Source organism: Streptomyces sp. NPDC051051 (assembly GCF_040682975.1).
In the GTDB taxonomy this organism is placed as follows: Bacteria; Actinomycetota; Actinomycetes; order Streptomycetales; family Streptomycetaceae; genus Streptomyces.
Map to the genome: position 1 here is coordinate 1 of NZ_JBFBCB010000094.1, position 14,970 is coordinate 14,970.

Genomic DNA, 14,970 nt, shown 5'->3' on the forward strand with positions numbered 1-14,970 from the left:
CGTGCCGTGCGGACGCTCGGGGGTCCCCTCCGAACGCGGGAAGAACTCGTACCAGGAGCCGTACAGCGCCCGCTCCCGCTCCACCAGCAGGGGCAGCGTCTCGGACTCGGTGACCAGCTCCCGCACCGGATGGCGGGCCAGGACCACGTCCACCTCGGGGTCCAGTGCCGCCGCCAGCCGGGAGGCCGCCGGACGGGCCTCGTCGCGCAGGGCGTCGACCGCGGCGAGCAGGACGTCCCGCTTCGCCCGGGCGTCGGCGTCCGCCTCGGGCACCCCGGCGGCGGCGCGCTCGTACAGCCGGGCGCCCTCCTCCAGGACCAGCCCGGTGTCGATGCCCGCGGGGATCTTGATGCGCGCGTGGTGCCGCCAGGTGCTGACCGGGTCGCCCCAGGCCTCCACGGTGTACGTCCAGTGGCCGGGCTCGTCCGGGGTGACGTCGGCACCCCAGCGGTCGGTGCCGGGGGCCAGCTCGCGCATCGGCGTCCAGGGGCCGGGGCGGCCGTCGGGACCGCGCAGCACGACGTTGGCGGCGACGGCGTCGTGCCCCTCGCGGAACACGGTGGCCGAGACCTGGAACGTCTCTCCGGTGACCGCCTTGGCGGGGCGGCGGCCGCGCTGGACGACCGGCCGGACGTCGAGGACGGGTATGCGCCCCACGGCCGTCCCGTCACCCGCGGAGGACCGCTCCGGGGCCGGCGGTCCGGCGGCGGCGGGACGTACGGGGGGTGGTGCCGCGGTGCGAGGGGGTGTCGGGGGTGCTGACGAGTGGTGCGTGGCGGGCATGACCGCTCCTGTCCGCATCAACGAGGGTGGGCGGATGGATGTGGGGAGGTGGGTCCTGCGACATACGTGCTGGGTGGTGCCGGGCGGTGCGGGGGTGTGCCGGGAACCGGGCGCGCCGGAGCGCGGTCCGGCAGCCGGGTGCCGGGGTCGGGCACGTCGCACGGCGCGCTCTCGTCGTACGGCGTGCTCCGGTCGTACGGGGTTGTACGGGTCGTACGGGTTCTGTACCGGAGGAGCCTTCCCACCCTATTCGGGTGAGCAATCCGGCACGTTGCTAACTAGTCGCGCGCATGTATTCATAAAGTCCTGCCTCTTCCGTGGGGCGGTTCCGGCGAGCGCGGCACCCGCCGGAATTCGTCCGGCGAAGCGGGAATCCGACCGGACACCTTGCCGTTCGTGGCTTCCGCGACCAGGCTCTTTTCCACCGGCACCGGGGTGTCCCCGGGTGCGCGGCCGTAGACGGCGCACCCGCGGCCGCGCCGTACGGTGGCGCCGCAGCCGTGCCGGAACGGGTCGCGCGTCCCGTGTCGCTCGTCCCGTGCCGCTCGTGTGCCCCGTCGCGCCGGTGAACACTCCGGGGCGCCCCGGGGCACCTCTGGGCGAACAGACCGAGCGCCGATCCATGGTCCGGGCGACCCTCCTCGACTCGCTGCGTGGCGGCGGTGCCGGGTGCGACCCCCGCAGCCTCTCGTGCGGCGCGAAGTGTCACAAGGTGGCCCGTGGGGGTGGAACCGGCCATAAAGGGGCGCACTCGGGGGCTCCGGGGCGCCGGGCAGGGCGGCAGCGGGGGCCGGGCGGGCCGACCGGACCTCCCCGGGATCGTCCGGTGTCCACCGGTGCCGTCCGGCGTGGCGCGAAAAGATCCGTCGGCGGCCGAAAGCACGGGTCCGGCGGCGGCCGCCTCCAGCAAGTCCGGCACCGACGCCGGTACCGTCGTCAGAGACGTTGACGCACACTGCCGTGCGCCACTTCCTCACGCACGCCGAGGTGGAATGTGAAGGCGATCCGTCGATTCACTGTCCGACCCCTTCTCCCCGAACCCCTCCGGCCGCTCAGTGACCTCGCGCGCAACCTGCGCTGGTCATGGCACGCGGAAACCCGTGACCTCTTCCGGCAGGCCGACCCCGAACACTGGGCGGCCTCGGGCGGCGACCCCGTACGGCTGCTCGGCGCCGTGGACGCGGCACGCCTCCAGGAACTGGCCGGGGACGACCGCTTCCTGGGCCGGCTGACCGCCGCCGCCGACGATCTGCACGCCTACCTGACCGGCGACCGCTGGTACCAGCAGCAGTCCGCCGAGCTGCCCGCCGCCGTCGCCTACTTCTCCCCGGAGTTCGGCGTCACGGCCGCCCTGCCCCAGTACTCCGGCGGCCTCGGCATCCTCGCCGGCGACCACCTCAAGGCCGCCAGCGACCTGGGCGTCCCCCTCATCGGGGTCGGGCTGCTCTACCGGCACGGCTACTTCCGCCAGACCCTCTCCCGCGACGGCTGGCAGCAGGAGCACTATCCCGTCCTCGACCCCAACGAACTGCCGGTGACCCAGCTGAAGGAGGAGGACGGCACCCCCGCCCAGGTCTCCCTCGCCCTCCCCGGCGGAAAACAGCTGCACGCCAGGATCTGGCTGGCCCAGGTCGGCCGGGTGCCGCTGCTGATGCTCGACTCCGACGTCGAGGAGAACGACCTCGGCGAACGCGGGGTGACCGACCGGCTCTACGGCGGCGGCAGCGAGCACCGGCTGCTCCAGGAGATGCTGCTCGGCATAGGAGGTGTCCGCGCGGTACGCACGTACTGCCGCCTGACCGGGCACGCCCCGCCCGAGGTGTTCCACACCAACGAGGGGCACGCCGGGTTCCTCGGCCTGGAGCGGATCGCCGAGCTGTGCGACGAGGGGCTCGACTTCGACTCCGCCCTGGAGGCCGTCCGGGCCGGAACCGTCTTCACCACGCACACCCCCGTCCCGGCCGGCATCGACCGCTTCGACCGCGAACTGGTCGCCCGGCACTTCGGCCCCGGCGCCGAACTCCCGCGCATCGACGTCGGCCGCGTCCTCGCCCTGGGCAGGGAGACCTATCCGGGCGGCGAGCCGAACCTCTTCAACATGGCCGTCATGGGCCTGCGCCTCGCCCAGCGCGCCAACGGCGTCTCCCTCCTGCACGGCCAGGTCAGCCGGGAGATGTTCGCCGGCCTGTGGCCCGGCTTCGACCCGGAGGACGTGCCGATCACCTCCGTCACCAACGGCGTGCACGCCCCCACCTGGGTCGCGCCCGAGGTGCTGCGCCTCGGCGCCCGGCAGATCGGCGACCGGCGGGCCGAGGACGCGCTGAGCGTCGGCGGCTCCGACCGCTGGGACTCCGTCGCGGAGATCGCCGACGAGGAGATCTGGAACCTCCGCCGCGACCTGCGCGGACAGCTCGTCGCGGAGGTGCGGGACCGGCTCCGCGCCTCCTGGCGGCAGCGCGGCGCCGGCACGGCCGAGCTGGGCTGGATCGACGGCGTGCTCGACCCCGACGTCCTCACCATCGGGTTCGCCCGCCGCGTCCCGTCGTACAAGCGGCTCACGCTGATGCTGCGGGACCGCGACCGTCTGACGGAACTGCTGCTGCACCCCGAGCGGCCCGTCCAGATCGTCGTGGCCGGCAAGGCGCACCCGGCGGACGACGGAGGCAAACGCCTCATCCAGGAACTGGTGCGCTTCGCCGACGACCCGCGCGTGCGCCACCGCATCGTCTTCCTCCCCGACTACGGCATGGCCATGGCACAGAAGCTGTACCCCGGCTGCGACATCTGGCTGAACAACCCGCTGCGCCCGCTGGAGGCCTGCGGCACGTCCGGCATGAAGGCGGCCCTCAACGGCTGCCTCAACCTCTCCGTCCTGGACGGCTGGTGGGACGAGTGGTTCCGGCCCGACTTCGGCTGGGCCATCCCCACCGCCGACGGCTCCGGCACCGACACCGACCACCGCGACGACATCGAGGCGGCGGCGCTGTACGACCTGCTCGAACAGCGCGTCACCCCGCGCTTCTACGAGCGCGGCGCGGGCGGGCTGCCCGACCGCTGGATCGAGATGGTCCGCCGGACCATCACCCACCTCGGCCCCAAGGTGCTGGCCGGCCGCATGGTCCGCGAGTACGTCGAACGGCTCTACACCCCCGCCGCCCAGGCCCACCGGACCCTGGACCCCGACGCGGCCCGCGACCTCGCCGCCTGGAAGGCGAAGGTGCGCGCGGCCTGGCCCGCGGTCACCGTCGACCACGTCGAGACCTCCGCGGCCACCCCGACCGCCGAACTCGGCACGACCCTCGCCCTGCGGGTCCGCCTGCGCCTGGGCGACCTCACCCCCGACGACGTCGAGGTCCAGGCCGTCTCCGGCCGCGTCGACGCGGAGGACCGCATCACGGACGGCACGGCCGTCCCCCTGAAACCGGTGGGCGGCCCCGACCTGGAGGGCAACTGGCTCTACGAGGGCCCCCTCTCCCTCGACCGCACGGGCCCGTACGGCTACACGGTCCGCATCCTCCCCGACCACCCGCTGACCGCGTCGGGCGCGGAACTGGGGCTGGTGACGGTGCCTTCGGAGGAACTGGTGGAGGGGGCGGGGGTGTTGATGCGGTAGGGGGTTCCCGGTTCTTCGTCTCTTCGCCTCCTCGTCGCCGGGGCTCGGGGGAGCCCCGGCGACGGCCGTCCCGTGGAGGCGGACGGTTCGGTGAGGGAGACGGCCACGGGACGCGGTCCGGTCCGGTCCGTGGCTACGGGTGCGGCTTCTCGCCCTTCGCCAGCATCGCCACGTACTTCTCGATCCGGCGCGCCCGGGTCTCGGCCTTCTTGGCGTCCTGGATCCGGTACAGGATCGCGTAGCGGTTCTGCCGGTCCAGTGTCGCGAAGAACTCCGCCGCGACCGGGTCGGCGGTCAGGGCCGCCGCGAGGTCGTCCGGCACCGTGGCGGTCCTCGCGCCGTCGTAGGCCGCCTCCCAGCGGCCGTCCGCCTTGGCGCGGTCGACCTCGGCCTGCCCCGGCGGACGCATCCGGCCCTGCTCGATCAGGGCGGTCACCTTGTCCCGGTTGACCTTGGACCACTTGCTGCGCGGCTTGCGCGGGGTGAACCGCTGGAGCCACCACCGGTCGTCGAACGCGGCCTTCTGGCCGTCGATCCAGCCGTAGCAGAGCGCCACGTCGAGCGCGGCGGCGTAGTCCAGCGCGACGATCCCGGGGCCCTTCTTGCGCAGCTTGAGCCAGATGCCGGGCGAGACCGCGTGGTTCTCACCGAGCCACGCCTCGAACGCCCCGGCGGATTCGAACGCGACGATCTCCAAGTCCTGAGTCACCCCGGCAGCGAACCACACCCGGCCGGTTCGCATGACGCTTTCAGGGCGGCCCCGGGTGCAAGATGCCCGCGGCTCCTGCGTGATCGTCCCTGTTCCCGACGCAGGACGAGCATGTAGGAGCCGCGGGCATGCCCGGCGGTGCGGGCGAGGCGGTTGCGACCAGGGTGGCGCCGGCTCTGCGAGGGCCCTCTCCCCGCAGACCGCACGGACCCCCACGGCTGCACGTTCTGCGTCCTCCCTCACCACTCCCTGATCGCCTCGGGTGTGGAACTAGGCCTGGTGACGGTGTCGTTGAAGGCGTTGACGCAGAGAGCGGAGGTGTTCCTGAGGGAGGGGGATGCGAGGTGAAAACGGGTCCCGTGGCACTTGTGTTTGCTACGGGACCCGTTCCGTATCGCTTGGAGGCATACGGGGTGTTTGCGCATCGTGATGATCCCTTGACGCAATGTGAAGGGTGGATTTTCAATGTGATCGATCTTTGAGGATCTTGTGACTTTGAGGGCGGGGGAACAGTGCCGGTGGGGCGGGGCGGTAGACGTGCGACAGGTCGGCTGAGACACGTGCGTCGCAGGGGGAGCGGGGCTACGGCTACCGCGTTCGCCGTGCTGTTGGGCATCTTGGTGTTGCCCGCGCAGCAGGTGTCCGCGACGGAGTCCGATCCCGCGCCGTTGTCCGAGGGGCAGCAGGCTCTTGCCGATGCCAAGGAGTCCGGCCGACGGGTGGAGGTGACAGGGGAACGCTCGGAGCGGACGACCGTTTACGCCAACCCCGACGGCTTCACCTTCACTTTGGAGGAGTCGGCCGTTCCCGTGCGGGTGGCCACTTCGGACGGTGGGTGGCAGGCGCCGGACGCGACCTTGGTGAAACGTCCCGACGGCTCGGTGGGTCCGAAGGCCGCAGCTGTGGAGGTCGCGTTCTCGGCGGGGGGCGAGAAGGCGCCGCTGGCGCGCATCTCGGATGGAGGAAGGTCGCTCGCGCTGGACTGACCCGGGAAATTGCCGGCTCCGCAGCTGGACGGGACAAGCGCCGTATACGGCGACGTGCTGCCAGGCGTCGACCTGAGGGTGACGGCGACACCCGAGAGTTTCCAGCCCGTGTTCGTGGTCAAAACGCCCGAGGCCGCGGCGAACGACGCGTTGAAGAAGCTTACTTTCGGGCTCAACGCCGAGGGTCTGGATCTGCATGAGGGAGCTTCCGGCAACCTCACAGCCGTCGACGGCAATGGCCGTACGGTGTTCAGGTCGCCTCCCGCGCGCATGTGGGACTCGGCCGGCCAAGACTCCGCGGCGCAGCCACAACTGCTGACGGCTGACACGCCGGGTACCGCGCAGGCCGAGCCGTCCGACCCGTCTGAGAGCGCCCCGTCGGGGTCAGGGCTGGAGCCCGGGCAGGGCGACACGGTGTCCCGCATGGACGTGGCGGTCACCGAGGACTCCTTGTCCGTGGTGCCGGACGAGGAGATGCTCACGAAGACCGAGGCGTCGGCCTTCCCCGTGTTCATCGACCCGACCGTGTCGTGGGGCGAGTCGGAGCGCACGCTGCTGCGCAGCGACGGCTACGAGTCCTACGGCTGGTCCAACGGCGACGACGACCAGGGCAAGGGCGTCGGCAAGTGCGGCACCTGGAACGGCTACTACTGCGGCCCGGGCTACGTGCAGAAGCTGTACTTCGAGTTCTCGCCGGCCAGCCTCAAGGGCAAGAACATCCTGGACGCCACGTTCCGGGTGACCGAGCCGTGGGCTTTCCAGTGCGACCCGCGCTGGGTGGATCTGGTCCGCACGAACAACATCTCCTCCGCCACCACGTGGTCGTCGCGGCCGGCGGAGCTGGACCTGATGGTGGACCGGAACATCTCGGCGGGACGCGGGTCCCTGTGTGACCCGGACGCGCCGGACGCGCCGGTCGAGTTCAACGACAATCCGGAGGAGACGAACGAGAACCTGACGCCGACGGTGCGCAACTTCGCGGCGGGCAAATTCTCCCGGCTGACCCTTGAGATCAAGGCTCACGACGAGACCGACCCCTCGGCGTGGAAGCGGTTCAAGAACGATGCCACCCTGGCGGTGAAGTACGTCGGATTGCCTGACACGCCGACCGAGGTCGGTATGGTTTCCGGCTCGTCCTACGTGTGCGCGTCGAACTCCACCGTCCCGAACATCGTTTCTGATCCGACCCCGCTGGTCCAGGGCAAGCCGCGCACGGCATCGGGCGGGTCGGTAGGAGCCAGCCTGCGCATCCGCTGGAGGCTGGAGAAGTCCGACGGTGCGGTGTGGAGCCTTGTCACCGACCTCGACAGCCCGACCTCCGGATACGTCGGCAACCTGGTCAAGTAGTCCAAAAGCATGCCCGCTCTTGCGGAAGGACCGCTCTACCGGCTGAAGGCACTCACCCTGTCCTACTACCAGGACGGCACCAACCGGCTCAACTCCGGTTACTCCGTGCCCTGCTACTTCAAGGTCGACCCCACCGCGCCCAAGGCGCCGCAGGTGACCTTTGGGACGCCATACACGGAATGCCTCAGCAATGACTGTGTGGCACACGGCGGGCCTGGAGTTTCGGGCACCTTCACCTTCAAACCGGCGGCAGTGGACACCAACGTCGTCGCTTACCAGTACAAGATTTCCACCGGGGCGGTGGGCAGCTCCACGTGGTCGGCCGACCGGCCTGTGTCTTCGCCGACATTCACGGTCACTCCCGCACAGGCAGGCAAGTACACCCTGTACGTCCGGGCCAAGGACAATGTAGGCACCGGCCGCTACGGCGCGGAGACACCTGTCGAGTTCATGGTCGACGAAGGTCAGGACCCGGTGGGTCGCTGGCACTTCGACGAGGCCGGTGGGGCTGCAGTGGACTCCGGGACCTGGGACGGTCGGGACGACGCGACGCTGAACGGTGGCGCGGCGCGCGACGACCGAGGACGCCGCGGGCTGCTGACGCACGACGACACGGGCACAGCGCTCGCCACTCCGGTGACGGACAAGGGCCTGAACCTCAACGGCACCAGTGCCTACGCTGCGAGCGCAGGCACTGTTCTGGACACCTCAGCCTCTTACACAGTCTCCGCCTGGATACGTGTCGACGCCGCCGCCACACGCACTATGACAGTGCTTACTCAGACACCTGAGAGCGGTAGCCCTTTCAGTCAGAAGTACATCCCGTTCGGGCTGTCGTACGCCGGCGGGGGTGACAACAAATGGAGCATGAACGTGCTGGCCACTGACGGCGCAATCCGCAAGGCAAGCGCTCAGCAGGCCACGGCGCGCGACGTGTGGACCCATGTGGTCGGGGTGCACGACGCCACGACGAAGAAGATCAGTCTCTATCTCAACGGCCAATTCCAGAGTTCCGCCGATGCGGGTACAGCGTGGAAAGCGACAGGCCCGCTGCAGATCGGACGTGGTATCTGGGCCGACGCCTACACCGACTACCTTCAGGGCTCCGTTGATGAAGTCTCTGTTTGGCAGCGGGACCTGTCCGCGATCGAGGTCGCAGAAGAGGCGAAGCTGGCGCAGTTCGACAGATACAACAACGTTGAGCTGGTCGCCGACTGGTCGGCGGACCGGGGCAGTGGCACCAGCGTCCCGGACACCACTTCCGGATATGGGAAGTCTCTGGCACTGACCGGTGGGGCATCGTTGGACGGAGAGTCGATGGTGCTGGACGGCGTGGACGATGCGTCCGTCGTTGCCGGCCCGGTCGTCGACGACACCGGGTCGTTCACTGTGACGACGCTGGTGTCTGTCGACGGAGACAAGCTCGCCGGAAAGGCCACCGGATACACCGGCCAGATAGCGGGCCAACGGGCGGCCGACGGGTCTGCGTGGGGTCTCTGGTACAAGCTGACCGGCCAGGACATCGTGCCCGACGATGACGGAATGGAACACACGGTGCCCGTCGGCAAGTGGCACTTCGGCCGTCTGGACGCCGGCGGCACTTTCTCGTCCGTCGTCTCCCAGGACAGTGCCCTGGTGGACGGCATGGTCCGGCTGACAGGGGTCTTCGACGCCCAGGACCGGGGCGGCACGATCAGTCTCTATGTGGGGGGCATCCCGAACGGCGACGCCGAGGTGTTCACGGCGAAGGCAGGCTCGGGCGACTTCGCCATCGGCAAGGGCTTCACCAGCGGTGCGTGGCAGCACTATCTGCCCGGCAGCGTTGCGGAAGTGCGTGTGTGGGCCGGTGCGATGGGCGGCTTCGCGCAGGTCGGAGACCTCGTGGGTGATTGACGGGTGTTGGGGGCCGGGCAGCCACGGTTGCCCGGTCCCCAACCGCCGCGGAAGCGGCGGTGCGCGGCGTGGGCGGGCTCTTCTTACGGGACTGGGTGGGGACGAAAACGATGGTCTTTGGCATAGGCACCTCAAGACGGCGTCGTGGGGGTGCGCGGTACCGCGCTCGGTTGTTGGTGCAGTCGTTGAGCTTGGCGCTGATGGTGCCGGTGGGTGTGGCCCAGGTGGCCGAGGCCGCAGGTATCAAGGGCCTGGGACGACCCGACGTCCCCGAGTCCCGGGTGAGCAAGGTCGAGGAGTTCGACGGACCGGGTGCGAAGAAGGCCCGCGAGCAGGTCGCCCGGGAGAAGAAGGCCAACGCCGCTCAGGCGGCCAGGGCCCGCACGGAGCAGAAAGCCGTCTGGCCCGGACGCGGCGCGGCGACCTTGACCCTCGCGGCGGGTGAATCGAGAACCGTCGATCCGGGTGGTGTCGCGGTCACGATGACGCCGTCACCCGGTGCCGGGGCCGCAGCGGACGGTACCGTCCGGGTGACGGCGCTGGACCAGACGGCGGCCCGCAAGGCGGGCGTCACGGGTGTGCTGCTGACGGCCGAGGCGGAATCCGCGGGGACCGCGGAAGTGCGCGTCGACTACAGCGGCTTCGCCGCGGTCATCGGCGGAGGATGGTCCCAACGCCTGCGTGTGGTGCAAATGCCGGCTTGTGCCCTGACGACTCCCCAGAAGTCGGAGTGCCGTACGCAGAAACCGCTGCTTTCCGAAAACGACACCGTCGGCGAATCGGTCTCGGCGAAGGTCGGTCTCGGTGGGGCCACGGCCGGCAAGGCCGCTCAGCTGATGCGCGCAGCCGAAGGCGCCACGTCCGCCACGGTACTTGCCGTCACAGCTTCCAGCGCTGGTTCCGGGCAGTCGCCCAACGGCGCCGGGGATTTCTCGGCCACCCCGCTCTCGGAGTCCTCCTCATGGCAGGCCGGCGGCAGCTCGGGTTCCTTCACCTGGTCGTACGGTTTCACGGTGCCGCCCGCGGCGGCGGGTCCGGCGCCCGGACCGTCGTTGACGTACGACTCCGGCAGTGTCGACGGCCGTACCGCCACGACCAACAACCAGGGCTCGGCGGTCGGTGAGGGTTTCGCGCTCACCGATTCCTACGTCGAACGCTCCTACGGCTCCTGTGACGACGACGGCCACACGGACGTGTTCGACCTGTGCTGGAAGTACGACAACGCGCGCCTGGTCCTGAACGGCAAGGCCAGTCGCCTGGTCAAGGACGACGGCAGCGGCCAGTGGCGGCTGGAGGACGACGACGCCTCGAAGGTGACGCGTTCCTCGGGCGCGGACAACGGCGACGACAACGGGGAGTACTGGACCGTCACCACGGGCGACGGCACCAAGTACGTGTTCGGTCTGGACAAGCTGGCGGGCGCGGACACGCAGCGCACCAACTCGGTTTGGACGGTACCGGTGTTCGGTGACGACTCGGGCGAGCCGGGCTACGCGGCCGGTGACGCCTTCGCCGACCGGGCGCTGATCCAGGCGTGGCGGTGGAACCTCGACCACGTCGAGGACACCCGTGGCAATGCGGCCACGTACTGGTACACGAAGGAGTCGAACTACTACAAGAAGAACAAGGCGACTACCGCGAATGCCTCCTACACACGCGGTGGCTACCTCACCCGGATCGAGTACGGCCTGCGCGCAGGCGCGCTGTTCACCGACAAGGCGGACGCCAAGGTCACCTTCTCCCACGCCGAGCGCTGCACCGCCTCGGACTGCTCCAGCCTGACGAAGGACACGGCCGACAACTGGCCGGACGTGCCGTTCGACGCGATCTGCTCCAGCGGCGACGACGAGTGCAACGCGGCAGGCCCGTCCTTCTTCTCCCGCAAGCGCCTGACCGGGATCGACACCTTCTCCTACAACGCCACCACAGCTGCCTACGACGCGGTGGACTCCTGGGACCTGGTGCAGGACTACCTCGACGGCGGGGACATCGGCGACAGCTCCGACCAGGTGCTGACACTGAAGTCGCTGAAGCGGACCGCCAAGGCGGGCGATACGAGCATCACCGCGAATCCGTTGTCGTTCACGTACCAGATGCGGCCCAACCGGGTGGATGCCACGGATGACATCCTGCCTCTCACCCGTCCCCGCGTCTCGACGATCACCTCGGAGACGGGTGCGATCACGACGGTGACACTGTCAGGTGAGGAGTGTGTACGCAGCGAGGTCCTGGGCGCGGCACCGGACAGCAACACCCGCTCGTGCTACCCGCAGTTCTGGAACATCAACGGTGCCGCGGACGCTTCGATCGACTGGTTCCACAAGTACCGAGTGCTGGCCGTGACCCTCTCCGACCCGGCCGCGGCCAACGAGACCGTCGAGCACGCGTACACCTACAGCGGCGCGGCCTGGCACCACAACGACGAGCCATTCACCCCGACCGACGAGCGGACCTGGTCCGAGTGGCGCGGTTACCGCCAGGTCACGGCGTGGACCGGCGCGACGGACGTCACCCGCTCCCGGACGGTCTCCCTGTACCTCCAGGGCATGCACGGCGACAAGAACAAGGACGGCACCACTAAGTCGGTCTCCGTCTCCCCCCTCGCGTCACCGGCCCTCGCGGCCGCCGCGCTCACCGACAGCGGTCAGTACGCGGGTCAGTTGCGCGAACAGGTCACCTACGACGGCTCCACGGCGATCTCTGCGACGGTGAACGATCCGTGGTCGAAGGAGACCGCCCGTCAGAGCGTGCCCGGCGCCGGTGACCACGCCGCCCGCTTTGTGCGTACGACGAAGACGCACACATACACGTACCTGACGGCGTCCCAGACATGGCGTGAGTGGCAGACGGCCACGACCTTCGACAGCTACGGCATGCCGGTCACCGTCGAGGATTCCGGCCAGGTCGGCAAGGCCGACGACGAGACGTGCACACGCACCTGGTACGCCCGCAACGCCGATGCCGGCCTGACCGACCTGGTCTCCCGCACCCGCACGGTCGCCCGCACCTGCGCGACGGCGGACACCTCGCTGGCCATGCCCGCGACCATGGACCCCGCCAACCCCGCTCGGGGCGACGTACTGGCGGACACCGCGACGGTATACGACACTGCGAACGCCACCACCTGGTCGGCCACCCAGACGCCCACCAAGGGCCAAGCGACCTGGACCGGCCGCGCCACCGTTTACGCCGTCACCGCCGACTCCGCCGGTGAACGTCTTGCGTCCGGCTGGCAGACCGTGGCCAGAACGACGTACGACACGTTGGGCCGTCCTCTGGCCGTCACCAACACCAAGGACGAGACCGTCTCCACGGCTTACATCCCCGTGGACTCGGGTCCGCTGACCAGGATCGCCGTCACCGGTCCGGCCCCCAAGCTGTACAAGTCGTATCAGTATGTCGACCCGCGGCGTGGCCTGCCGACGCGGACCTTCGACATCAACTCGAAGAAGACCGAGAGGACCTACGACGCGCTCGGCCGCCTGACGGCCGTCTGGCAACCTGATCGGAACCGAGCCAACAACGACGCGGCCAATCTGACCTTCGCCTACCACTTGGACAACATCAAACCATCCTGGGTGTCGACCTCGGCTCTGAAGAACGACGGCAACACCTACAACACCGGCTACGCCCTCTACGACTCACTCCTCCGCCCGCTGCAGACTCAGTCGCCGACTCCGCAGGGCGGCCGTCTTCTGACGGACACGCGCTACGACACCCGCGGCCTGGCCTACGAGACGTACGCGGACATCTTCGACGGCACCAGCACTCCGAACGGCACCTACACCCGCGCCGAGTACGGCCAGACCCCTAGTCAATCGCAGACGGTGTTCGACGGGGCGGGCCGCCCCACAAACAGCACTCTGTACGTCTACGGTGTAAAGAAGTGGGTCACGGAGACGAGTTACACCGGTGACTCCGTCGCGACGACTGCTCTTGAGGGCGCTTCGGCCGCACGCACGATCACCGACGTACGCGGCCAGACGATAGAGAACCGCGAATACACGGGCACGAGCCCAGCCGACACGTCCTTCGGTACCGGCCCCGGAGCCTCATACACGTCAACGAAGTTCGCCTACGAGCCGGACGGCAAGCAGAAAACGATCACCGGCCCGGACGGAGCAATCTGGTCGTACGCCTATGACCTGTTCGGCCGCCAGGCCAAAGCCACCGATCCGGACAGAGGCACCACGATCACCGCGTACGACGACCTCGACCGGGCCGTCAAGACCACGGACGCACGCGGCATCTCTCTCCTGACCAAGTACGACGAACTGAGCCGCGTCACCGGCACATGGAAGAACTCCGAGACGGACGCCAACCAGCTCACCGGTTACACCTACGACACCCTCCTCAAGGGCCAGCCCACCTCCTCCACCCGTTACGTCGGAGGCAAGACGGGCAGCTCCTACACGCAGACCGTCACCGCGTACGACAACCTGAGCCGACCCCTCGGCGCCGAACTTCAGTTGCCCTCCACTGACCCGTTCGTGACTGCGGGCCAGCCGTCCAAGCTGACTTTCCAGACGTCCTACAACGTCGACGGCACACTGCAGACGGCCACGGAGCCTGCGCTCGGCGGGCTGCCGTCCGAGCCACTGCAATACAGCTATGACGGGCTGGGAAACCCGACCGGGCTTGCCGGCAGCACCGGGATGGGGTACCTGCGGGGCGTCGCTTATTCGGCCCTCACCCAGCCGCAGCAGTTGACCCTGGGGCTGGGCGGAGCCGGCAACAAGGACATCTTCGTCACCAACACCTACGAGCCGGGCACCGGCCGCCTGACCCGCAGCAACGTCACGGACCAAACCCACTCGTACAACCTTCAGGACCTCAACTACACATACGACCAGGCCGGCAAGGTCACCGCGATCAGCGATTCGACCAGTCTTGGCGGCTCCAGCTCCGCGGACACCCAGTGCTTCGCCTACGACGGCCACCAGCGTTTGATCGAAGCCTGGACGCCGTCCTCCCAGAAGTGCGAGGACGCGCGTAGCGCCGCCGGTCTGTCGGGCCCGGGCCTGTACTAGACCAGCTACAGCTACAACGACGCAGGTCAGCGCACTGGCGAAACCACTCACAAGACCAGTGGCGACACGAAGACGACCTACTGTTATACCAAGCCTGCACAGCCGCACACGCTGACCGGAACCACCACCGGCACCGGTTGCACCACCCCGCAGCGCTCCTACGGCTACGACGCCACCGGTAACACCACCAGCCGTCCCGGAGCGACCGCCGGCCAGACCCTGCTTTGGTCCGAGGAGGGCAAGCTCAGCAAGCTGACCGAGAACGGCCGCGCCACCGACTACCTCTACGACGCTGCCGGGAACCTGCTGATCCGCAGCACGCAAAACGGCGAACGAGTCCTGTACGCCGGTGCCTCGGAACTCCACCTGCGCGCCGACGGCACCACCTGGGCCCAGCGCTATTACTCGACAGGCGGCATCACAGCAGCTTTCCGCTCCAACCAGTCAGGGAGCCCTTTCCAACCTGACGCTCTTGTCCGGCTGTTGGGCTGACAACATGGCGAAGCCCCTGGTAGATGGGTTTTCGACCAAGAAATCCGTCTCCACCAGAGGCTTCGTGTGCTTGTCTACCCGTCGGGCGTCGACGTGTCCAGTTCTGCCCTGCGCTTC

At 69.0% G+C, this 14,970-nt stretch carries 4 protein-coding genes and 2 pseudogenes; 4 read left to right on the forward strand and 2 right to left on the reverse strand.

Features of this window, described 5'->3' with window-relative positions; genetic code table 11:
- Positions 1-783 (reverse strand): maltotransferase domain-containing protein (locus AB0N31_RS35310; RefSeq protein ID WP_366062621.1); only part of this gene is annotated, 783 nt, incomplete at its 3' end.
- Positions 784-1,777: 994 nt separating this feature from the next.
- Here AB0N31_RS35310 and AB0N31_RS35315 point away from each other — a divergent pair.
- Complete coding sequence (locus tag AB0N31_RS35315) at positions 1,778-4,396, forward strand: glycosyltransferase family 1 protein (RefSeq protein WP_366062622.1); 2,619 nt, start codon at positions 1,778-1,780, stop codon at positions 4,394-4,396.
- A 133-nt stretch (positions 4,397-4,529) separates the two neighbouring features.
- Here the strand turns inward: AB0N31_RS35315 and AB0N31_RS35320 are convergent, their stop codons facing one another.
- Positions 4,530-5,138, reverse strand: coding sequence for a YdeI/OmpD-associated family protein (locus AB0N31_RS35320; RefSeq protein WP_366062623.1), 609 nt, complete (start codon positions 5,136-5,138; stop codon positions 4,530-4,532).
- A 569-nt stretch (positions 5,139-5,707) separates the two neighbouring features.
- On the opposite strand from AB0N31_RS35320, the gene AB0N31_RS35325 reads away from it, so the two are divergent.
- The 3 genes and pseudogenes from AB0N31_RS35325 to AB0N31_RS35335 all read left to right on the forward strand — a co-directional run.
- Positions 5,708-6,091 (forward strand): hypothetical protein, encoded by a 384-nt coding sequence (locus AB0N31_RS35325; RefSeq protein WP_366062624.1) that lies wholly within the window; start codon positions 5,708-5,710, stop codon positions 6,089-6,091.
- A gap of 9 nt (positions 6,092-6,100) precedes the next feature.
- Positions 6,101-9,331: pseudogene (locus tag AB0N31_RS35330) on the forward strand (LamG domain-containing protein).
- 200 nt (positions 9,332-9,531) lie between these two features.
- A pseudogene (locus AB0N31_RS35335) lies at positions 9,532-14,814 on the forward strand (RHS repeat-associated core domain-containing protein); the annotation flags it as partial.
- Positions 14,815-14,970 lie beyond the last annotated feature (156 nt).